This window comes from Arthrobacter sp. 10T416, assembly GCF_056394165.1.
Genome location: NZ_JBFTHI010000001.1, coordinates 312,504 through 331,835, shown reverse-complemented (window position 1 = coordinate 331,835; position 19,332 = coordinate 312,504). Strand labels below are relative to the sequence as shown.

Sequence of the window (19,332 nt, the reverse complement as noted above, 5' to 3'; positions counted from 1 at the left end):
GAGGGCCTCAGCCGCTGACCGGGGGTGCCGCCGGCCCGGGACCGGGCTGAGTCTCGTGGGTGTGCTCCCCGTGGATGTGCGCCTCCCCCACCAGTTCCTGAAGGCCCGCCACGGACTCGGCAAGGCTGAGCCCCGGTGTCGCGATAATGAGGGGCATCAGCAGCCGGTTTTCTTTGTCCAGGTGCAGGGCGAAGATGTGGCCGATGGCGCCGGCGGCAACGGCGGCGTCCACGCCGCGGGAACCGCGCAGCCGTTCGACGAGCGCGACGATCACCTGGTGTTCGGCAAGCATCGCAGCCACAAGCAGGCGGCCTTCCGGGACGGCGCCCGCGCCGCCGTACAGGGGTCCTTCCTCCGCGAGCGCGTGCGGGACGAGCTCAGTCTCACACCACTCGACCAGCACCTCATGGGCCTCGTGCTCGCCTGCTGTGTCCCGGGCGCCCACGGCACGGGTGAGGGCGGCAATCAGGGCCTCGAGCCGTCTGAGCATCCCGGCATGGTGGGTCTCCACGGCGGCGAGGGCCCGCTCGTCGTCCTGCCCGTCGCTGGAAACCGGCATATCCATGGCATCTCCCTGGTCGGGCCTGACTCTGCTGCTGATCAAACTGCTTCTGGTCGCACTGCCTCTAGTCACACTGCATCTGCTCAAACTGTACGGCCGGCCCGTCACCGCGAACAGGGCCTGTCCCCGGATCCCGGAACCGGGAGCCCGTCAGCCGGTTCGGCAGTGCCCAGGTAGCCGCGCTAGCCTTGCACCTTATGGTCGACGTCGAACGGTTCCGGAAGCTCCTTGTTGAGGAGCGCCAACGAAAACTTGCGTTGCTGCCCGCGCTACGCAGCGACATCGCTTCCGTGAACGCTGCCCGGCAGGACTCCAATGTCGACGACGAACACGACCCCGAGGGTTCAACGATCGCTTTCGAACTGTCACAGGCCTCCGCGCTCCTGGAACAGAGCCGGGCCGGCCTGGCCCAGATCGACGCCGCCCTCGCCCGGATCGAGCACGGCACCTACGGCATCTGCGCCGTGTGCAGCGGACCGATCGCCGAGGGCCGGCTGGAAGCCAGGCCCTGGACGCCCTACTGCATCCGGCACAGCGCCGGCAAGCCCTGACAGCTACGGCATCACACGAAAGGCCCCACCGCTCACATGAGCATTGAATCAACGGCTCTGACCGCCAGCGACCTCGCCGGAACCTGGTGGCAAAGGATCATCGCCGGATTCGGCCATGCCCCGGTACCCGTGGTCACCGGAACCGAACTCCTGCTGGTGGTGGCTGTCGCCATCGCGCTGTCCCTGCCGCGTGCCAGCTGGCGGTACTTCGGCCTCCTCGCCACCGTGACCCACGAACTGGGCCACGCCTTCGCCGCCCTGATGACCGGCCAGCGGCTCGGCGGCATCAAGCTGAGCCTGGACCACTCCGGCACCACCACCACCTTCAGCCGCCGTCCCTTGGCGGCCGTCTGGTCCACGTTCTGGGGCTACCCGGTCCCGGCCGTGGTGGGCGCTGCCATGGTGTGGTCCGGCGTCAACGGCTGGGGACCGGCGGCGATGTCTGTCGGCACGCTGCTGCTGCTGCTTTCCTTCCTGTTCCTGCGTAACGGCATCGGTGTGCTGATCACGGCGGCGGCTGTCCTGGCTGCGGTGCTCCTGGTCCTGTTCGTCCCAGCCCAGTTCATCGGCCACGTCATGATCGGGCTGGGCCTCGCCCTGCTGGTCGCCGCCGTCCGGGACCTGGCCAAACTCGCCGCGGTGCATACCCGGCACCGCACCCGCCTCTCGACGTCGGACGCCTACCTCCTCGCCAGGTCCACCCGGGTGCCGGCAGCAGCATGGATCGGACTCTTCACCCTGGTGGTGGCAGGTGCATGGTGGGCCGCCTGGCTGTCCATTGCCCCGGTCTTCACCGGACTCATCGGCCAGGCGCTTCACCAGGCCGGCTAAGCCCCCGGGGCCCCGCTCCAGCCCGCCGCGCCGGACTGCGCATAGGCTGGGACCATGACTGAGACAACCACTGGAACCGAGTTCAGTACCCGGGGCGCCTATGTCACCGGCGGCGCGGAATTCACCCGGGACACCAATTACATCGAGGACCGGATCACCCGCGACGGCGCCCCTGGCCCGCACGGCGAACCCGGCTGGCCCGTGGAACCGGGCCGGTACCGCCTGGTCGCGGCCCGGGCCTGCCCGTGGGCCAACCGGACGGTCATTGTCCGCCGCCTGCTCGGCCTCGAAGACGTGATCTCCCTCGGCCAGCCCGGCCCCACCCACGATGCCCGGTCCTGGACTTTCGACCTGGACCCCGGCGGCAAGGACCCGGTCCTCGGGATTGAACGGATCCAGGAGGCCTACTTCCGCCGCTTCCCGGACTATCCGCGCGGCATCACGGTCCCGGCGATCGTCGACGTCCCCAGCGGAGCCGTCGTCACCAACAACTTCCCGCAGATCACCCTGGACTTCTCCACGGAGTGGACCGAATTCCACCGCGACGGCGCCCCGGACCTGTACCCGGAGGCCCTCCGCGAGGAGATCGACGCCGTCAACAAGCGTGTTTTCACCGAAGTGAACAACGGGGTCTACCGCTGCGGTTTCGCCGGTTCCCAGGAAGCCTACGACGCCGCCTACGACAGGCTCTGGACCGCACTGGACTGGCTGGAGGAACGCCTCACCGGACAGCGGTACCTGGTGGGCGACACCATCACCGAGGCGGACGTCCGGCTCTTCACCACACTGGCCCGCTTCGACGCCGTCTACCACGGGCACTTCAAATGCAACCGCCAGAAGCTGAGCGAAATGCCCGCACTGTGGGCCTACGCCCGTGACCTGTTCCAGACACCCGGGTTCGGCGACACCACGGACTTCGTCCAGATCAAACAGCACTATTACATCGTTCATGAGGACATCAATCCCACCGGCATCGTGCCGAAGGGCCCGGACCTGGCGAACTGGCTCTCGCCGCACGGCCGGGAAACCCTCGGCGGGCGGCCCTTCGGCGACGGGACACCGCCCGGACCGGTCCGCGCCGGCGAGGAGGTCACCGCGGGACACGGCGCAGCCTGACCCGGACAGATCCGTGTCCGGGGCGGCGGGCTAGGGTGGTCCAATGAATTCTTCCCCGGGTCCTGTCTGTGAACCGCACACCCGCGCGCTGTCCCGCGGGACGGCCGCGCCGGAGTTCACGCCGGTCCGTGAACTCTTCGACTCCTTCCTGGCCGAGGATCCGGAGTACAGCGCACAGCTTGCGGTCTACCGCGCCGGCACCAGGGTGCTTGACCTTAGTGGCGGACCGGGGCTCGGCCCGGGTGAGATCACCGGGACCTACTCGTGCTCCAAGGGGGCCGCGGCCCTGGTCATCGCCCTGCTGGTCCAGGACGGACTGCTGGACCTGGACGCCGCGGTGGCCTCCTACTGGCCGGAGTTCGGTGCCCATGCGAAGGGCCGGATCACCGTCCGGCAGGCCCTCTCGCACCAGGCCGGACTGCCGGGCATTGCAGGCGGATTCGCGCTCGCAGAGTTTCCGACGGCGGCTGCCGCCAGTCGGCTGGCGGCGGCCGCCCCGCTCTGGCGTCCGGGAGGGACGTTCGGCTATCACGCCCTCACCATCGGCATCCTGATGGAGGAGCTGTGCCGCCGGGCCGCCGGCACCCCGCTCCAGGAGCTCTACGACCAGCGCATCCGACTGCCGTTCGGCGTCGACTTCTTCCTCGGACTGCCGGCGGAAGACGAGCCGCGCTACCGCCCCGTGCTCTACACGGAGGATGCCGACACCTGGCTCGACCCGCTCAGCCAGGCCGGGCTGAACAGCAATGCGCCCGTGAGCACCATCATGGAACTGCCCAACCACCGCATCATCCGGGCCGGCGGCATGAGCAGCGCCGGCGGCGTGGGCTCCGCGGACGGACTCGCCCGGCTCTACGCCGCGGCCACCACCGGGGTGGACGGCAAGTCCGGCTTCCTCTCGGCCCGCACCATCTCACTGATGGCCGAGGAGCAGGTCTGGGGACTGGACCGTTCCTCGGGACAGGACAACGCCTTCGCCGTGGTCTTTATGAAACCCCAGCCCGGACGGGACTTCGGCAGCCACCTGGCCTTCGGCCACGAAGGCGCCAATGCCGCCCTGGGCTTCGCCGACCCCGGGCACGGAATCGGGTTCGGCTACGTCCCCCGGCGCAGCGAGGAGGGCCGCACCAACGGACGGGCCCAGCGCCTGTCCGCCGCGGTCCGGAGGGCCTGCCTCGCAGCCCGCTGACCAGGGACGGAGTTCGTCCAGTTGTCGCAGCGACGCCGCGGCCCTAGGGTGAGCCGGGATGGCAAATGCAACCAACCCCGACACCGGCGGCCACCCTTCCCTGGCCCGACGGCTCGCGCGGACCGTCACCGGAAGCGTCACCGCCGCCGTACTGTGGCCGCGGCTCCAACTGGCGACCAAGGCGGGGCTGGCGGCAGGGATCGCCTTCTTCATCGCCCCGTACATGCCCGGCTCGGCGGCGGAATACCCGTACTACGCACCCCTCGGCGCCCTTGTGGCCATGTACGAGAACGTGTCCGGTTCAATGCGGCAGGGCGTCCAGACGCTGGTGGGCCTGGCGATCGGCGTCGGCCTCGCGTTCACCCTTTTTAGCCTCGGCAACCCCACGCCGCTGACGGTGGCGCTGGTGATGGGCCTGGGCGTCATCCTGGCCGGCCTGCCGCGCATCGGGTCCGGCAGCGACTGGATCCCCACCGCCGCCCTGCTGGTGCTGCTGGTGGGCGGGCACAACCCGGACAAGTTCTCCTTCGGCTACCTCTTCCAGATGGGCGTCGGCGTCACCGTCGGCATCGTGGTGAACCTCCTCGTCTTCCCGCCCCTGCACTTCCGCGCCGCGGCCCTCAGCCTGGCCGAACTGCGGCTGGCCCTGTCCCAGCAGCTGGTGGACATGGGCAAAGCGCTGCGGGAAAACTGGCCGCCGGAGCACGAGGACTGGTCCCGCCGCTCCGAAGCCCTGGCCGCGCACGCCCGCTCGGTGCGCGCGGCTGTGCAAAAGGCCGACGCCAGCCGCCAGGCCAATCCCCGGCGCCGGCTGCATCCGCGCGACGTCGACGCCGACTACAGCAACCTGCGTGACCTTGAGCGGCTGACGTTCCATATCCAGGACGTCACCCAGGTGCTCTCGGACGTCATCTGGGCTACGGACAACCCGTTTGTCATCCCGGACGGTCATGCCGAGCCGCTCGCGGAGGCGATGACCACCGTGGGCGAGGTCATTCGCGCCGCCGACGAGGACGATCCGCAGCGCCAGGCCGAACTGGCAGCCAAGGCTGATGCCACCGTCACCGCGTTCACGGCGCGGATCGCCGGGGACGACCGGCCCGTCGAGGCCCCGAGCGCCGTGGAATCGATCCTCCTGAGCCTGCACCGGATGCTGCGTGTCCTGAAGTCGGGCGAGGGGAATCCGGGGCCGGCGGATTCCCCAAAGGCCCCGGCCTAGCCCAGGCCTGTCCGGACCTCCAGTGAGCCTGTTCCCTTAGGCCAAGCCGCCGGCCAGCTGCTGGTACGCGGGGTGGAGTTCCTGCCAGCGGGCAGCGGCGTCGCAGGGTCCGCCGCCGGCGAGGTAGGCGCCGAGGTCTTCAAGATGGATCTGGTCGCCCGCACCGTAGGCGGCGATCTGTGCCACCGGCATCCCGCGGTCCTCGAGGACGACGGCGGTGTGGTCCCCGTCCGCGGTGAGCGTCACTTCCATGGCACCGTCCGGCTCGCCGGGCGACGTCGTAGAAATCAGCAGCCGCTGCCCGGGGTCGCACACGTCCACGCGGCAGGTCCCTTCCCAGCCGCTGGCGAAGTAGCGCGCCCGGAAAACACCGCCGAGGCGCAACTCCCCGTCCACGACGCCGAGCCAGCGGGCCAGGCGCGCAGGGTCGGTCAGGGCCAGCCACACCTCCCGGCTTCCGGAGTTGAGTCGAGCTTCCAGCCGGACAATCCCGCCGTCCTCCGTGGCGCTCAGGGTGCCCAGGACCCGGACGCTTTGGGACTCAGTGCCGGTCGATTCGGTGCTGGTCATTGCGTACTCCCTCAGCCGTGGGCGCCGCGGGCCATCCCGCCGCGCCGGTGTGACGTGCTGCTCGTCGGTGAACCGGAAACGCTTTGGAGACTACCCGACGGCGGCCGCCCTGTGATCCCCCGGGCGGCCGCCGTCGTCGTGCAGGTTGCGCCGAGGCGCGGAGCTTACGCCAGCGAGGCCACGGACCCGCTGAAGTGTTTCCGCCCCGAGCGCGGGCTCCACGCCACGTAGTCAGAACGCAGCCATGCGCCGTCGTCGGCCTGCCCAGTGCTGATGTCCAGCGCCACCCGCGCGGGCAGGAACACCGGGGCCTCAAACGCAACATCCCAGCTGAACGCGTCGCCCTTGGCGGCGCCGACGTCCGCCAGCGCCCTCGAGGCCAGGTACATGCCGTGGGCGATCGAGCGCCGCATCCCCAGGGCCTTGGCGCTGAGGACGCTGAGGTGGATCGGGTTGAAGTCACCGGAGACGGACGCGTAGGCCCGGCCGGTGTCCACCCCAAGCTGCCAGAGCGCGGTCGGATCCGGCGGGGTGAAGCCGTTCGGCGTTGCCGCGGCAGTCGGCTTGTCGATCCCGGGCAGGAACACCCCTTTGGCGAGATAGGTGGATACCCCGCGCCACCGCAGGGTTTCCTCTCCGGCCCCGCGGACCTCGGCCACCAGGTCCAGCTGTGTCCCGGCCCGGTGGCCGCGCAGGTTCTCGGCCCAGGCCCGAATGTCCAGGGCCTCGGAGAAGAGGACCGGCCCGGACTGGACCACCTTGTTGGTGAGATGGATCATTCCCAGCAGCGGCAGCGGGAAATCATCCCGGTTCATCACCGACATGGACAGCGGAAACGCCAGGGCGTGGATGAATCCCGCCGGCAGGGTATCGCTCGCGGTCTCGCCGATCAGGTGCTGGTAGGCGGTCAGGTTGGCCACCCCGGCCCGGACACCCCGCACCTCATGGCTGCAGCCGGGCAGTTCCGTCCCGGTCTGCGCCCCCAGGAGTCGCCGGCGTGCGGCCGTCGCGGCGGCATTCACGTACAGCTTGGACAGGGAGGGCATCTCGCCAAGAATGACCGGCTGGGTGCCGCTCATGCGCCCACCAGGTTCTGGCCGCAGACGCGCAGCACCTCGCCGGAGATTCCGCCGGCGGCATCACTGGCGAGGAAGGCGATGGCCTCGGCCACGTCGCCTGGCTGGCCGCCCTGCTGCAGGGAGTTGAGCCGGCGTGCCACTTCGCGGGTGGCGAAGGGGATCCGCGCCGTCATTTCGGTCTCGATGAAACCGGGGGCGACGGCGTTGATGGAGCCGCCGCGGTCCGCCAGCAGCGGCGCCGTGGCCCTGACCATGCCCATCACGCCGCCCTTGGAGGCAGCGTAGTTCGTCTGGCCGCGGTTGCCGGCGATGCCGCTGGTGGAGGCGACGGAGACGATGCGCGGGGAGTTCCGGAAGTGCTCGGAGGCCAGCAGGGCCTCGTTGATGCGCAGCTGCGCGGCGATGTTCACGCCGATCACGGAGCTCCACCGGCCCTGGTCCATGTTGGCCAGGAGTTTGTCCCGTGTGATGCCGGCATTGTGGATGACAATGTCCAGCCCGCCGTGCCGTTCCACGGCGTGGTCGATGATGCGCCGGCCGGCGTCGTCGCGGCTGATGTCCAGTTGCAGGGCCGTGCCGTGGACTTCGTTGGCGACCTTGGCCAGGTGGTCCCCGGCGGCCGGGATATCGACGACGACGACGGTCGCGCCGTCGCGGTACAGCGTGCGGGCGATGGCGGCACCAATGCCCCGGGCGGCGCCGGTGACAACCGCGACCTTACCGGCCAGCGGCTTCTCGGCGTCAGCCGGCAACTGGCCCGCGCCGGAGGTGACGGTGAGGAACTGCCCGTCCACGAAGGCGGAGCGGCCGGAGAGGAAGAAGCGGAGGGCGCCGAGGGTGCTCGGGCTGGTGGTGGTGGCGCCGTCGGCGAGCAGGATGCCATTCCCGGTGGCGCCGCCCCGCAGTTCCTTGGCCAGTGACCGAAGCAACCCGTCGATGCCCTGCCGGGCGGCGGCCGCGGCCGGGTCGGCGGTTCCCGCGGCGGCCCGCGAGACAGTGATCACGCGGGCGTTGGCGGCGAGGTCCCGCAGCGACGCCGCAGCGGAGAGCACCGGCTTTTCCAGGTCCTCGGGCCGGGCGGCCTCGTCCAGTACCAGGATGATCGCGCCGAGCTTCTCACGCGGCACCGCGTGGCGGCGGACATCCAGGTCCCAGGACAGCAGGGTGGCGGCCAGTTCGTCGGCGCCGCTTCCGGTGCCCTGCACCAGAACGGGTCCAACCACCAGCGGCTGGCCGGGCCGGTGCCGGCGCAGCACGGCAGGCTGTGGGAGCCCGAGCTTCTTGGCGAGGTCCTTGCCGAGGCCCTTGCTCACGAATTGTGTGTATTTGTCAGTCATCCGGTCCCCCTAGTGTGCTTCAAGAATGGCGACGACGCCCTGGCCGCCGGCGGCGCAAACGGAAATGAGGCCACGGGCCGGGCGGCCGCCGACCTGCCCCTTGGCGTGCAGCATCTTTGCCAGTGTGGCGACGATGCGCCCGCCGGTCGCCGCGAACGGGTGCCCGGCGGCGAGGGAGGAACCGTTGACGTTGAGCTTGGCGCGGTCCACGCTTCCAAGGGCCCCGTCCAGGCCCAGCCGGGTCCGGCAGAACTCCTCGTCCTCCCACGCGGCCAGGGTGCTCAGGACGGTTCCGGCGAAGGCTTCGTGGATTTCGAAGAAGTCGATGTCATCGAACGTGAGGCCGTGGCGGGCCAGCAGGCGCGGGACGGCGAAGGCGGGCGCCATGAGCAGGCCGTCCTTGCCGTGGACGAAGTCGACGGCGGCGGCCTCCCCGTCAAGGACGGTGGCGAGCTTGGGCAGGTCGTGGGCGTCGGCCCACTCCTCCGTGGCGAGCAGCACAGTGGACGCGCCGTCGGTCAGCGGGGTGGAGTTGCCCGCCGTCATGGTCGCCTCGGCCCCGAGGTTCTTGCCGAAAACCGGCTTGAGCCCGGCGAGCTTTTCCTTGGTGGTGTCCGGGCGCAGGTTGGAGTCCCTGCTCAGGCCCCGGTAGGGGGTGAGGAGCTCGTCGAAGAAGCCGGCATCGTACGCGGCGGCAAGGTTGCGGTGGCTGTTGTAGGCCAGTTCGTCCTGGGCTTCGCGGGTGATCTTCCATTGCGCGGTGGTGAGGGCCTGGTGTTCGCCCATGGACAGTCCGGTGCGCGGCTCGCCGGTGTTCGGCGCGTCCGGGGCGAGGTCCTTGGGGCGGATCCGGCTCAGGACCTGGAGACGCTGCGGCAGGGTCTTGGCGCGGTTGAGGTCCAGCAGGATTTCACGCAGACCTTCGCTGACGGCGATGGGGGCGTCGGAGGCCGAGTCCACGCCGCCGGCAATGGCGGAGTCGATTTGGCCGAGCTTGATCTTGTTCGCCAGGCCCAGCACGGTTTCGAGACCGGTGGCACAGGCCTGCTGCAGGTCGTAGGCGGGGGTTTCGGCCGAGAGCGCCGAGCCAAGGACGGCCTCCCGGGTGAGGTTGAAATCCCGGGAGTGCTTCAGGACGGCGCCTGCGGCGACTTCGCCGATCCGTTCATCCTGCAGCCCAAACCGGGCAATGAGGCCGTCGAGTGCAGCGGTGAGCATGTCCTGGTTCGAGGACTTGGTGTACGCGCCGCCGGTGCGGGCGAAGGGGATGCGGTTGCCGCCGACGATCACGGCCTTGCGGAGCTGCGGGGCTGCGGTCGCGCGCGGGGTGCGGGAAGCCGTCTCCTGCGGTCCGGTTGCGGACGTTCCGTTTTCAGTCATGAGCTGTCTCCTTTGATCCAAGCGGTTACTGATACCCAGCGTACCTGATACGCTGGGTATCGTGAACATCCTGAAGGCTGAACCCCCCGTCCCGGCCGCGCCCACGCCGTCGGGCGGCAGCGCTGGAGTTTCCGCCGCGCCCGCTGCCGCGGTGGACGGCCGGGCGTCCCGCTGGCAATCGCACCGCGAAGAGCGGCGCCGCGAGTTGATCAAATCGGCCCGCAAGGCGGTCCACTCACTCGGGAGCGAAGCATCGATGGAAGACATCGCGGCGGCGGCCGGAACATCCAAATCCGTGTTCTACCGCTACTTCGGCGATAAGGCCGGGCTCCAGCAGGCTGTAGGCGAGGTGGTCCTGAACCAGATGCAGCGGAAGATCCAGGAGGCGGCCCAGAGCGCCCAGACGCCGCGGGAGGGCCTCTATGCCATGGTCTCCGCGTACCTCCAGATGGCCGAGACCAGCCCGAACGTCTATACCTTTGTCACCCGGTATGCCCCGGGCGACGCCGACAGCCACAGCGGGTCGATTGCCGCGGCCGGGGCCCTGGGGCACTTCTTCGCCGCCATCAGCGAGATGATCGCCGTGCCGATGCGCCACCAGCTGCGCGCCATCCCCGGCAAGGAAGCGGTCATCGGCTACTGGCCCAACGCCGCGATCGGCCTGGTGCGGAACGCCGGCGAACAATGGCTGGCCAGTCCCGCCTCCCCCGTCAAGCCCGGCCAGGAGGCCATGGCCCGCCAGATCACCGACTGGTTGTGCGTCGGCGTCGCCCCCGAGCTCCGGGAACCCCCGCCGCTTTAGCCGTGCTGGAGCCGCGGCCCCGCACCACCCCGCGAACACCACCCATCAACGACCGCCAGAACCACAGTGTCAGTACCAACGAAGGAATCGACATGACTGAACTCGCCAACCGCCCCGCCGCGTCGCCTGCCGCCCCACCGGCCGCCGCCGCAGCCGGAGCACCCGCCGTCGACGTCGCCGCCCTCGGCGAACTGCTGCTGGGCAAATGGGCCACGGTCCGCCTCACGGCCCGGGAACTGGCAGGCCGTCCGGAACTGTACAAGACCGAGGGCCTGACCCACACCGAGCACCGCAAGCGCGTGTTCGACCAGCTGAAGATCCTGGTGGACAACGGCGCCGTGCACCGGGCCTTCCCCGTGGAGGTCGGCGGCGAGGACGAACACGGCGGCAACGTGGCCGGCTTCCAGGAACTCGTGATCGCCGATCCCTCCCTGCAGATCAAAGCCGGGGTGCAGTGGGGACTCTTCGGGTCAGCGGTAAACCACCTCGGCACCGAAGAGCACCACCGCAAGTGGCTTCCGGGCATCATGAGCCTGGAGATCCCCGGCTGCTTTGCCATGACCGAGACCGGGCACGGCTCGGATGTCGCCAGCATCGCCACCACTGCCACCTACGACCCCGCCACCGAAGAGTTCGTGGTCCACACTCCGTTCCGCGCCGCCTGGAAGGACTACATCGGCAACGCGGCCGTGGACGGCCTGGCCGCCGTCGTCTTCGCGCAGCTCGTCACCAACGGCGTCAACCACGGCGTCCACGCCTTCTACATGGACCTCCGCGACCCCGAGACCAAGGAATTCCTGCCCGGGATCGGTGGTGAGGACGACGGCGTCAAGGGCGGCCTTAACGGCATCGACAACGGCCGGCTCCACTTCACCCGGGTCCGGATCCCCCGGACCAACCTGCTCAACCGCTACGGCAACGTCGACGCCGACGGCACCTACACTTCGCCGATCGCCAGCCCCGGCCGGCGCTTCTTCACCATGCTCGGCACCCTGGTGCAGGGCCGGGTGTCCCTCGACGGCGCCGCCGTGACCGCGTCCAAGCTGGCCCTCAAGACCGCTATCCAGTACGCCTCGGAGCGGCGCCAGTTCAACGCCTCCTCCCTGACGGACGAGGAAGTCCTCCTGGACTACCAGCGGCACCAGCGCCGGCTGTTCACCCGGCTCGCCACCACCTACGCCGCCGGCTTCGCCAGCGAACAGCTGCTGCAGAAGTTCGACGACGTCTTCTCCGGCCGGAACGACACGGACGAGGACCGCCAGGACCTGGAGACCCTCGCCGCCGCCCTCAAGCCGCTGAGCACCTGGCACGCGCTCGACACCCTGCAGGAATGCCGCGAAGCCTGCGGCGGCGCCGGCTTCCTGATCGAGAACCGGTTCGCGTCGCTGCGCGCCGACCTCGACGTCTACGCCACGTTCGAAGGCGACAACACGGTGCTGCTGCAGCTCGTCGCCAAGCGGCTGCTCGCCGATTACGCCAAGGAGTTCCGCAACGTGGACTTCGGTGTCCTCGCCCGCTATGTCGTGGGCCAGGCCACCGGCGCGGCCATCCACCGGACCGGGCTGCGCGGCGTGGCCCAGTTCATGGCGGACTCCGGGTCCGTGCAGAAGGCCGCCACCGCCATCAAGGACGAGTCCGGGCAGCGTGCCCTGCTGACCGAACGGGTCCAGGCCATGGTGGCCGACGTCGGGGCCGCCCTCAAGGGCGCGAACAAGCTGCCGCAGGCGCAGGCCGCCGCGCTGTTCAACAGCCACCAGAACGAGCTCATCGAGGCCGCCCTGGCGCACGCCGAACTGCTGCAGTGGGAGGCCTTCACCGAGGCGCTCGGCACAGTCACCGACCCGGGAACCAAGGCCGTGCTGACCTGGCTGCGGGACCTCTTCGGCCTGTCCCTGATCGAAAAGCACCTGTCCTGGTACCTCATGAACGGCCGGCTTTCGATGCAGCGGGCCCGCACCGTGGGTGAATACATCAACCGCCTCCTCGTCAAGATCCGTCCACACGCCCTGGACCTGGTGGACGCCTTCGGTTACGGCCCCGAACACCTCCGCGCGGCCATCGCCACCGGGGCGGAAAAGACACGGCAGGATGAGGCCCGGGAGTTCTTCCGGCAGCAGCGCGCCAGCGGGAGCGCCCCGCTCGACGAAAAGATCCTGCTGGCCCGAAAAGCCCGCGAAGGCAAACAGGGCGGCAAGACCGGGTCCGGTCCGGCGCGCGCCAAGCGCGGCTAGGTCCCCCGACGCATAACGACGGCGCCGCCCCGATTGGGGGCGGCGCCGTCGTTGTTGCTTACGGGGGAACTGGCCCTACTGCGGGAGGACCGAGCGGTAGACCTCAAGGGTGGTTTCCGTAATGGATTCCCAGGAGAAATGTCCCTCGGCCCGGCGCCGGCCTGCGCGGCCCATTTCACGGGCCCGGGCGGGGTCGGAAACAACCTCGGTCAGGGCCGCCGCGAATTCCGTCACGAACTTCTCCGGATCCAGCGGCGTTCCGGTGCCGTCGGTGACCTGTTCAAGCTGCACCAGCAGGCCCGTCTCGCCGTGCTGCACGACCTCCGGGATGCCGCCGGTGGCGCTGGCCACCACGGCTGCTCCGCAGGCCATGGCCTCAAGGTTCACAATGCCCAGCGGCTCGTAAATCGACGGGCAGGCGAAGGCGGTGGCGTGGCTGAGGACCTGGATCAGTTCCCGCCGCGGGAGCATCCGCTCCACCAGGACCACACCACTGCGCTGGGCCTGCAGCTCCTCGATCAGCCGCGCGGTTTCCGCGGCCAGCTCCGGGGTGTCCGCCGCGCCCAGGCACAGCACCAGCTGGACGTCCGCGGGAAGCTTCGCGGCCGCCCGCAACAGGTAGGGCACACCCTTCTGCCGGGTGTTGCGGCCCACAAAGACCACACTCGGGCGCTCCGGGTCGATGCCGAGGGCGCGGACGACGTCGTCATCCTCGTCCCGGTTCCAGAGGCTGACGTCGATGCCGTTGTGAACCACCCGGACCTTTGCCGGGTCCACGTCGGGGTAGCTGCGCAGGATGTCCTGGCGCATGCCTTCCGAGACAGCGATGATGGCGGCCGCGGCCTCGTAGGCGGTCTTCTCCACCCAGGAGGACAGTGCGTAGCCGCCGCCGAGCTGTTCGGCCTTCCACGGCCGCAGCGGCTCCAGGCTGTGGGCGCTGAGCACATGCGGGATCCCGTGCAGGAGCGAGGCGATGTGCCCGGCCATGTTCGCGTACCAGGTGTGCGAGTGCACCAGGTCCGCGCCGGCGATGTCCGGGACGATCCGCAGGTCCACGCCCAGGGTCTGTACCGCGGCGTTCGCGCCGGACAGATCCTCGGGCACGGGATATGACGTCACGGTGGCTCCGTGGTAGTCCGGGGTGCGCGGCGCGCCGAAGGCCCGCACCTGCAAATCGACCCTCCCGGCCAGCACCCGGCTGAGTTCGGCTACGTGGACGCCGGCGCCCCCATAGATTTCGGGCGGGAATTCCTTGGTCACAATGTCTATACGCACAACCCCAAGGTAGTCGTTCCGGCTGATCTGTTCTAGTGTGAAGAGGTCCGGGAACACCGGACAGTTTTGGGGAGCAACGAAGGCGTTCAGGAGCTATCACTATGCCGCATCAGAAGAAAGTCCTGGCCATTGTCCTCGCAGGTGGCGAGGGAAATAGGCTGATGCCATTGACGGCCGACCGGGCCAAGCCGGCCGTACCTTTCGCCGGCAGTTACCGGCTCATTGATTTCGCCCTTTCGAATCTGGTGAATTCGCGGTATTTGCAGATTGTGGTGCTCACGCAATACAAATCCCACAGCCTCGACCGGCACATTTCCGAGACCTGGCGGATGTCCACGCAGCTGGGCAACTACATCGCCTCCGTGCCGGCCCAGCAGCGCGTCGGCAAGAGCTGGTTCCTCGGCAGCGCCAACGCCATCTACCAGTCGCTGAACCTGATCCACGACGCGAATCCGGACATCGTCGTCGTCGTCGGCGCCGACCACGTCTACCGCATGGACTTCGCGCAGATGGTGGCCCAGCACGTGGCCAGCGGCGCGAAAGCGACCGTGGCCGCCGTCCGCCAGCCCCTCCACATGGCCGACCAGTTCGGCGTCATCGAAGTGGACCAGCAGAACCCCGAGAAGATCGCGGCGTTTGTGGAGAAGCCGTCCTCGACGCCGGGCCTCGCCGCCGACCCCAGCCAGTTCCTGGCCTCCATGGGCAACTACGTCTTCGACGCCGACGCGCTGGTCGAGGCGCTGCACGTTGACGCCGAACGCCTGGACACCAAGCACGACATGGGCGGGGACATCATTCCCTACTTCGTGGACCAGGGCGAAGCCGGCGTGTACGACTTCACCCTCAACGACATTCCCGGCTCCACGGACCGGGACCGCACCTACTGGCGTGATGTCGGCACCATCGACTCGTTCTACGACGCGCACATGGACCTGATCTCCCCCGTCCCGGTGTTCAACCTCTACAACTCCGAATGGCCGATCTACACCCGGCAGAGCATCTCCCCGCCGGCCAAGTTCGTCCGCGGCGAGGGCCGCACGGTCGGCACGGCGCTGGACTCGATTGTGGCCAGCGGCGTGGTGATCTCCGGCGGCATCGTGGAGGGCTCCGTGCTCTCCAACGACGTCTACGTCGGCACCGCGGCACGGGTGCTCGATTCGGTCCTGATGGACAAGGTCCAGGTCGGGGCGGGCGCAGTGATCAAGCGCGCCATCATCGACAAGAACGTCCGGATCCCGGCCGGCGCCGCTATTGGCCTGGACCCGGACCTGGACCGGGCCCGCGGGTTCAAGGTCACCGAGTCGGGCATCACCGTGCTCGCGAAGGGCCAGGAGGTTCCCGAACCCGGTGACGACGAACGGTCGCTGTCGGCGGCCAACCTCTACCTGGTCCCGGACGCCGTGAAGACGGCCACCGAGAACTGGCCGGCCGGACGTGAGTCCGTCGAGAAGGTTGGCGAGGTGCACGCGGCCGCCGTCGGCGTCGAACCCCCCGCGCAGTAGCTGTAAAACCCCTGCGCAGTTGGCTGTAAAATTGGGTCAATGAGCTCCCCCGATCTGCCTCCTGCGCCGTTCACTGAATTGCAGTCCAGTGAATCGCCGGCCACTGCTGAACTGACCCCCGAGGAGATCGAGGCCTGCCTCAAAGTCCTGAACAGCATCCACGTCTACGACGAGGAGCACCCGGATTACGTCTCGGTCCGCCGCGCCACGGGGAAAATGTTCAAGGCCGTCAAGCGCCACCGCCGGGTGACCAAGCGGGACCTGATTGCCGAAGCCGACCGCGCCGTGATTGCCCAGACCGCGACGGCGGCGCCGGACCGGATCGACGACGAGACCCGCGGCAACAAACTGGCGACCTCCGCCACGGGGGAGGTCGCCGGTCACCTGATCAGGTCGCGGCCCTGCTACATCTGCAAGCAGCACTACACCCAGGTGGATGCGTTTTACCACCAGCTGTGCCCCGAGTGTGCGCTGTTCAGCCACAGCAAGCGCGACGCCCGCACCGACCTGACAGGCCGGCGGGCCCTGCTGACGGGTGGACGGGCGAAGATCGGCATGTACATCGCGCTGCGGCTGCTCCGGGACGGCGCCCACACCACGATCACCACCCGTTTCCCCAAGGACGCGGCACGGCGTTTCGCCGCGATGGAGGACAGCGGCGACTGGCTGCACCGGCTCCGGATCGTCGGCATCGACCTGCGGGACCCCTCGCAGGTGATGGCGCTGACCGACTCCCTGGACGCCGCGGGACCGCTCGATATCATCATCAACAACGCGGCCCAGACGGTGCGCCGCTCCGGAAACGCGTACAAACCCCTGGTCGACGCCGAGGACGAGCCCCTGCCGGCAGCCCTGGAGGCGGCCAACGGCGGACCCGAGCTGGTCACCTTCGGGCACGCGCACGACAAGCACCCCCTGGCCCTGGCCAGCTCCGTGCTGGAACACCCCGTCCTGGCAGGGGACGCCATCACCTCGCTTGCACTCTCCACCGGGTCGGCATCCCTTGAACGGATCGCTTCGGGCACCGCTATCGACGCCGGCGGACTGGTCCCGGACCTCGCCACCATCAACAGCTGGACCCAGGTGGTGGACGAGGTGGATCCGCTCGAAATGCTCGAGGTGCAGCTCTGCAACGTCACGGCGCCGTTCCTGCTGGTCAGCCGGCTGCGCGGGGCCATGAAACGCTCCACGGCACGGCGGAAGTACATCGTCAACGTCAGCGCTATGGAGGGGCAGTTCTCCCGCGCCTACAAGGGGCCCGGCCACCCGCACACCAACATGGCCAAGGCCGCACTGAACATGATGACCCGCACCAGCGCCAAGGAAATGCTCGAGTCCGACGGCATCCTGATGACCGCCGTCGACACCGGCTGGATCACCGATGAGCGGCCGCACTACACCAAGGTCCGGCTGATGGAGGAAGGCTTCCACGCCCCGCTGGACCTGGTGGACGGCGCCGCGCGGGTTTACGACCCCATTGTGATGGGCGAAGCCGGCGAGGACCAGTACGGCGTCTTCCTCAAGGACTACAAGGCCTGCCCCTGGTAGCAACCGCGTTGCGGCCCCTCCCGGGCCCGGTTGCACGGGCCTTATGGCCCTAATGGGGTTCCGGAAGCGGTCCGTAACGTGGAGCCGTGACTACGACGACTCCGCAGCCGAATTTCCAGTTGTCCATCGACCAGTGCTGGGTGCTGCTCGACAGCGAGGTGGTGGGACGGATCGCCCTGATTGTGGACGCGCACCCGGAGGTCTTTCCGGTGAACTTCGTCCTGCACCGCCGCTCGATCGTGTTCCGGACCGCCGGCGGGACGAAGCTGTGGGGCGCGATCACGGCCAAACCGGTGGCCTTCGAGATTGACGGCTATGACGCCCACGAGCAGGCGGCATGGAGCGTCGTGGCCCGCGGCGAGGCCGAGCTCATCGAGGACCAGGCTGAAAAGGACGCCGTGGACGAGCTGCTGCTGGAGCCCTGGCAGCCCGGCGAGAAGAACTACTACGTACGGCTGGCACCCAAGGCCCTGACCGGGCGCCGGTTCAAAGTGAACAACCCCGATGTGTGGCGCACCCGGCTCGCGGATCCGCGGCGGGCAGCTTTCGAATAGAGCCGGAGGCCTGGGCGCTGCGGCTCAGCGCTTTACGGAGTCAGCGCTTCTCCGGGGCATGCACCACCAGCACGGGACAGTGTGCATGGGCCACGAGGGCCGAGCTCACGGACCCGAGCAGCAGCCCGCCGAAACCGCCGTGGCCGCGCCGGCCCAGCACCAGCAGGTCCGCCGTCTTGCTTTCGTCCAGCAGTACCCGGCGCGGATGCCCCTGCACCAACCGGGTTTCCACATTGGCAGGCAGGTCCTCACCGAAGGCCTTGGTCACCGTGGATTCAAGGATCTCCCCGGCCCTGACGTCGAAGTCGTCGATGCCCATCGCCACGTAGCCGTCGTAGACCGGGGGAACGTCCCAGCAGGCCATCGCGATAATCGCGGCCGATAGCGGTCCGGCGAGCTGTTGGGCCTGCCGCAGCGCCTCGACGGACGCGTCAGAGCCGTCGACGCCCACCACGATTCTCCGGATGCCCGTTGCCTCGCTCATAACTCTTCCCTTCATCCCGCCCGGCCGGGCGTTGCACCAACGATCGCGCCGTGCCGCGCCGCGGGCTAGGGCCGAAGGTCACGGCGCCACGGCGGCGGGTCCGCTACAACCTGTCCCGTAGGTCTAAGGGCCCTTGCCCGGCGAGGGTACCAGCCGGAGACTTGCTGTGCGCGGCCAAGAAATATTCTGGCCCAGCAACCACTGCGGTCCCCCAGGGGCCACAATGGAGGATACTATTCCACCGCACTCCAGGGACCAGCAGCCGGGGTCCCGCACAACATGGACGGACGCGGCCTGCCACGGGCCCACACCGCGAGCTTGGGGGCTCGGCGGGACCCGGGGCCTGGCAAGCGCCCGGACGGGAGAAAGATGATTGCCTGGACTGACGCCGGTCTCACCGCAGCCGAGGACCCCACGGCGGTGATCCGCGTCTTCATCCTCGACGACCACGAGCTGGTGCGCCGCGGCCTGCAGGAGCTGCTGGAGGGTGAGGGTTTCCTGGTGGTCGGCAGCTCCGGTTCCGCGGTGGAGGCAACCCGGCGTATCCCCGCGCTGCATCCGGACGTCTGCGTCCTGGACGCGCGGTTGCCCGATGGCACCGGGATCGAAGTCTGCCGTGACGTGCGCTCCGTCGATCCCACCCTCAACTGCATCATCCTCACCAGCTTCGACGACGAGCAGGCCCTGCGCGGGGCGGTGCTCGCCGGTGCCTCGGGGTATGTGCTGAAGGAGATCGGCGGGACCGACCTGATCGGGGCCCTGCGGCGCGCAGCGGCCGGCGAATCCCTCTTCGAGGACGGCGTGGCCGCGGGCGTGGTGGAAAGCCTCGTGGAGACCGAAGAAGTGGACCCGCGGACAGCGGCCCTCACCCCGCAGGAACGCCGTGTGCTGGAGCTGGTCGGCGGCGGTCTGACCAACCGGCAGATAGCGGCCGAGATGTTCCTGGCAGAGAAAACGGTCAAGAACTACGTTTCATCGCTGTTGGCCAAACTCGGATTCGAGCGCCGCACCCAGGCGGCGGTCTTTATTGCCAGCCCCTCGGGGAATGCCGCGGCGGGCGTCCCGTCCGAGGCTGCCAGGCAGCACAGCGTCCACTGATCCC

At 68.9% G+C, this 19,332-nt stretch carries 18 protein-coding genes; 11 read left to right on the top strand and 7 right to left on the bottom strand.

The window, feature by feature from the left end:
- Positions 1-7 precede the first annotated feature (7 nt).
- Positions 8-565, bottom strand: coding sequence for a hemerythrin domain-containing protein (locus tag AC1DBE_RS01500; RefSeq protein WP_476879162.1), 558 nt, complete (start codon positions 563-565; stop codon positions 8-10).
- Positions 566-759: 194 nt separating this feature from the next.
- On the opposite strand from AC1DBE_RS01500, the gene AC1DBE_RS01495 reads away from it, so the two are divergent.
- Genes AC1DBE_RS01495 through AC1DBE_RS01475 form a run of 5 tightly spaced genes read left to right on the top strand, consistent with a single transcriptional unit; the run spans position 760 to position 5,468 of the window.
- On the top strand, positions 760-1,113 hold the full coding sequence (locus AC1DBE_RS01495; RefSeq protein ID WP_476969398.1) for a TraR/DksA family transcriptional regulator: 354 nt from the start codon (positions 760-762) through the stop codon (positions 1,111-1,113).
- A gap of 36 nt (positions 1,114-1,149) precedes the next feature.
- Positions 1,150-1,944: a M50 family metallopeptidase gene (locus AC1DBE_RS01490; protein WP_476879164.1), complete on the top strand. Its 795-nt coding sequence runs from the start codon at positions 1,150-1,152 to the stop codon at positions 1,942-1,944.
- A 54-nt stretch (positions 1,945-1,998) separates the two neighbouring features.
- Positions 1,999-3,060: a glutathione S-transferase family protein gene (locus tag AC1DBE_RS01485; RefSeq protein WP_476879165.1), complete on the top strand. Its 1,062-nt coding sequence runs from the start codon at positions 1,999-2,001 to the stop codon at positions 3,058-3,060.
- Positions 3,061-3,103: 43 nt separating this feature from the next.
- Positions 3,104-4,249 carry a serine hydrolase domain-containing protein gene (locus AC1DBE_RS01480; RefSeq protein ID WP_476969397.1) on the top strand — a complete coding sequence of 382 codons (1,146 nt, stop codon included), beginning with the start codon at positions 3,104-3,106 and terminating at the stop codon, positions 4,247-4,249.
- 58 nt (positions 4,250-4,307) lie between these two features.
- A complete protein-coding gene (locus tag AC1DBE_RS01475) occupies positions 4,308-5,468 on the top strand; it encodes an FUSC family protein (RefSeq protein ID WP_476879167.1) in 1,161 nt (386 codons plus the stop codon).
- 36 nt (positions 5,469-5,504) lie between these two features.
- Here AC1DBE_RS01475 and AC1DBE_RS01470 read toward each other — a convergent pair whose 3' ends face one another.
- The 4 genes from AC1DBE_RS01470 to AC1DBE_RS01455 all read right to left on the bottom strand — a co-directional run bounded on the left by AC1DBE_RS01470 (position 5,505) and on the right by AC1DBE_RS01455 (position 9,834).
- Complete coding sequence (locus AC1DBE_RS01470) at positions 5,505-6,038, bottom strand: SRPBCC domain-containing protein (protein WP_476969396.1); 534 nt, start codon at positions 6,036-6,038, stop codon at positions 5,505-5,507.
- A 164-nt stretch (positions 6,039-6,202) separates the two neighbouring features.
- Complete coding sequence (locus tag AC1DBE_RS01465) at positions 6,203-7,117, bottom strand: MaoC family dehydratase (protein ID WP_476903388.1); 915 nt, start codon at positions 7,115-7,117, stop codon at positions 6,203-6,205.
- Positions 7,114-8,454: a 3-oxoacyl-ACP reductase gene (locus tag AC1DBE_RS01460; RefSeq protein ID WP_476969395.1), complete on the bottom strand. Its 1,341-nt coding sequence runs from the start codon at positions 8,452-8,454 to the stop codon at positions 7,114-7,116. The genes AC1DBE_RS01465 and AC1DBE_RS01460 overlap by 4 nt, the downstream gene beginning before the upstream one ends.
- 9 nt (positions 8,455-8,463) lie before the next feature.
- A complete protein-coding gene (locus AC1DBE_RS01455; protein ID WP_476880466.1) occupies positions 8,464-9,834 on the bottom strand; it encodes an acetyl-CoA C-acetyltransferase in 1,371 nt (456 codons plus the stop codon).
- Positions 9,835-9,901: 67 nt separating this feature from the next.
- Here AC1DBE_RS01455 and AC1DBE_RS01450 point away from each other — a divergent pair, with 67 nt between their 5' ends.
- Together AC1DBE_RS01450 and AC1DBE_RS01445 are read left to right on the top strand one after the other, a co-directional pair.
- Positions 9,902-10,636 carry a TetR family transcriptional regulator gene (locus AC1DBE_RS01450; RefSeq protein ID WP_476969666.1) on the top strand — a complete coding sequence of 245 codons (735 nt, stop codon included), beginning with the start codon at positions 9,902-9,904 and terminating at the stop codon, positions 10,634-10,636.
- Between the two features lie 92 nt (positions 10,637-10,728).
- Positions 10,729-12,867: an acyl-CoA dehydrogenase family protein gene (locus AC1DBE_RS01445; protein ID WP_476969394.1), complete on the top strand. Its 2,139-nt coding sequence runs from the start codon at positions 10,729-10,731 to the stop codon at positions 12,865-12,867.
- A 75-nt stretch (positions 12,868-12,942) separates the two neighbouring features.
- Here the strand turns inward: AC1DBE_RS01445 and glgA are convergent, their stop codons facing one another.
- Complete coding sequence (gene glgA / locus AC1DBE_RS01440) at positions 12,943-14,142, bottom strand: glycogen synthase (protein ID WP_476969393.1); 1,200 nt, start codon at positions 14,140-14,142, stop codon at positions 12,943-12,945.
- A 101-nt stretch (positions 14,143-14,243) separates the two neighbouring features.
- Here glgA and glgC point away from each other — a divergent pair, with 101 nt between their 5' ends.
- The 3 genes from glgC to AC1DBE_RS01425 all read left to right on the top strand — a co-directional run bounded on the left by glgC (position 14,244) and on the right by AC1DBE_RS01425 (position 17,746).
- The gene (gene glgC, locus AC1DBE_RS01435; protein WP_476969392.1) at positions 14,244-15,644 is read left to right on the top strand and encodes a glucose-1-phosphate adenylyltransferase; all 1,401 of its coding nucleotides are present in this window, start codon (positions 14,244-14,246) and stop codon (positions 15,642-15,644) included.
- Between the two features lie 39 nt (positions 15,645-15,683).
- A complete protein-coding gene (locus AC1DBE_RS01430; protein ID WP_476969391.1) occupies positions 15,684-17,192 on the top strand; it encodes an SDR family NAD(P)-dependent oxidoreductase in 1,509 nt (502 codons plus the stop codon).
- 86 nt (positions 17,193-17,278) lie between these two features.
- The gene (locus AC1DBE_RS01425; protein WP_476878335.1) at positions 17,279-17,746 is read left to right on the top strand and encodes a pyridoxamine 5'-phosphate oxidase family protein; all 468 of its coding nucleotides are present in this window, start codon (positions 17,279-17,281) and stop codon (positions 17,744-17,746) included.
- A gap of 40 nt (positions 17,747-17,786) precedes the next feature.
- Here the strand turns inward: AC1DBE_RS01425 and AC1DBE_RS01420 are convergent, their stop codons facing one another.
- Positions 17,787-18,230 carry a universal stress protein gene (locus AC1DBE_RS01420; protein WP_476969390.1) on the bottom strand — a complete coding sequence of 148 codons (444 nt, stop codon included), beginning with the start codon at positions 18,228-18,230 and terminating at the stop codon, positions 17,787-17,789.
- A gap of 369 nt (positions 18,231-18,599) precedes the next feature.
- Here AC1DBE_RS01420 and AC1DBE_RS01415 point away from each other — a divergent pair, with 369 nt between their 5' ends.
- Entirely contained in the window at positions 18,600-19,328 is a 729-nt protein-coding gene (locus tag AC1DBE_RS01415) for a response regulator (RefSeq protein WP_476878333.1), read from the top strand.
- Positions 19,329-19,332: the final 4 nt, after the last annotated feature.

What these genes read in the sequence shown, in the direction of transcription:
- AC1DBE_RS01475 (WP_476879167.1), top strand. Translation starts at nt 4,308, where the DNA reads ATGGCAAATGCAACCAACCCCGACACCGGCGGCCACCCTTCCCTGGCC.
- AC1DBE_RS01470 (WP_476969396.1), bottom strand. Translation starts at nt 6,038, where the DNA reads ATGACCAGCACCGAATCGACCGGCACTGAGTCCCAAAGCGTCCGGGTC.
- glgC (WP_476969392.1), top strand. Translation starts at nt 14,244, where the DNA reads ATGCCGCATCAGAAGAAAGTCCTGGCCATTGTCCTCGCAGGTGGCGAG.
- AC1DBE_RS01455 (WP_476880466.1), bottom strand. Translation starts at nt 9,834, where the DNA reads ATGACTGAAAACGGAACGTCCGCAACCGGACCGCAGGAGACGGCTTCC.
- AC1DBE_RS01420 (WP_476969390.1), bottom strand. Translation starts at nt 18,230, where the DNA reads ATGAGCGAGGCAACGGGCATCCGGAGAATCGTGGTGGGCGTCGACGGC.
- AC1DBE_RS01485 (WP_476879165.1), top strand. Translation starts at nt 1,999, where the DNA reads ATGACTGAGACAACCACTGGAACCGAGTTCAGTACCCGGGGCGCCTAT.
- AC1DBE_RS01465 (WP_476903388.1), bottom strand. Translation starts at nt 7,117, where the DNA reads ATGAGCGGCACCCAGCCGGTCATTCTTGGCGAGATGCCCTCCCTGTCC.
- AC1DBE_RS01490 (WP_476879164.1), top strand. Translation starts at nt 1,150, where the DNA reads ATGAGCATTGAATCAACGGCTCTGACCGCCAGCGACCTCGCCGGAACC.
- AC1DBE_RS01480 (WP_476969397.1), top strand. Translation starts at nt 3,104, where the DNA reads ATGAATTCTTCCCCGGGTCCTGTCTGTGAACCGCACACCCGCGCGCTG.
- AC1DBE_RS01415 (WP_476878333.1), top strand. Translation starts at nt 18,600, where the DNA reads ATGATTGCCTGGACTGACGCCGGTCTCACCGCAGCCGAGGACCCCACG.
- AC1DBE_RS01430 (WP_476969391.1), top strand. Translation starts at nt 15,684, where the DNA reads ATGAGCTCCCCCGATCTGCCTCCTGCGCCGTTCACTGAATTGCAGTCC.
- AC1DBE_RS01495 (WP_476969398.1), top strand. Translation starts at nt 760, where the DNA reads ATGGTCGACGTCGAACGGTTCCGGAAGCTCCTTGTTGAGGAGCGCCAA.
- AC1DBE_RS01460 (WP_476969395.1), bottom strand. Translation starts at nt 8,454, where the DNA reads ATGACTGACAAATACACACAATTCGTGAGCAAGGGCCTCGGCAAGGAC.
- AC1DBE_RS01500 (WP_476879162.1), bottom strand. Translation starts at nt 565, where the DNA reads ATGGATATGCCGGTTTCCAGCGACGGGCAGGACGACGAGCGGGCCCTC.
- AC1DBE_RS01445 (WP_476969394.1), top strand. Translation starts at nt 10,729, where the DNA reads ATGACTGAACTCGCCAACCGCCCCGCCGCGTCGCCTGCCGCCCCACCG.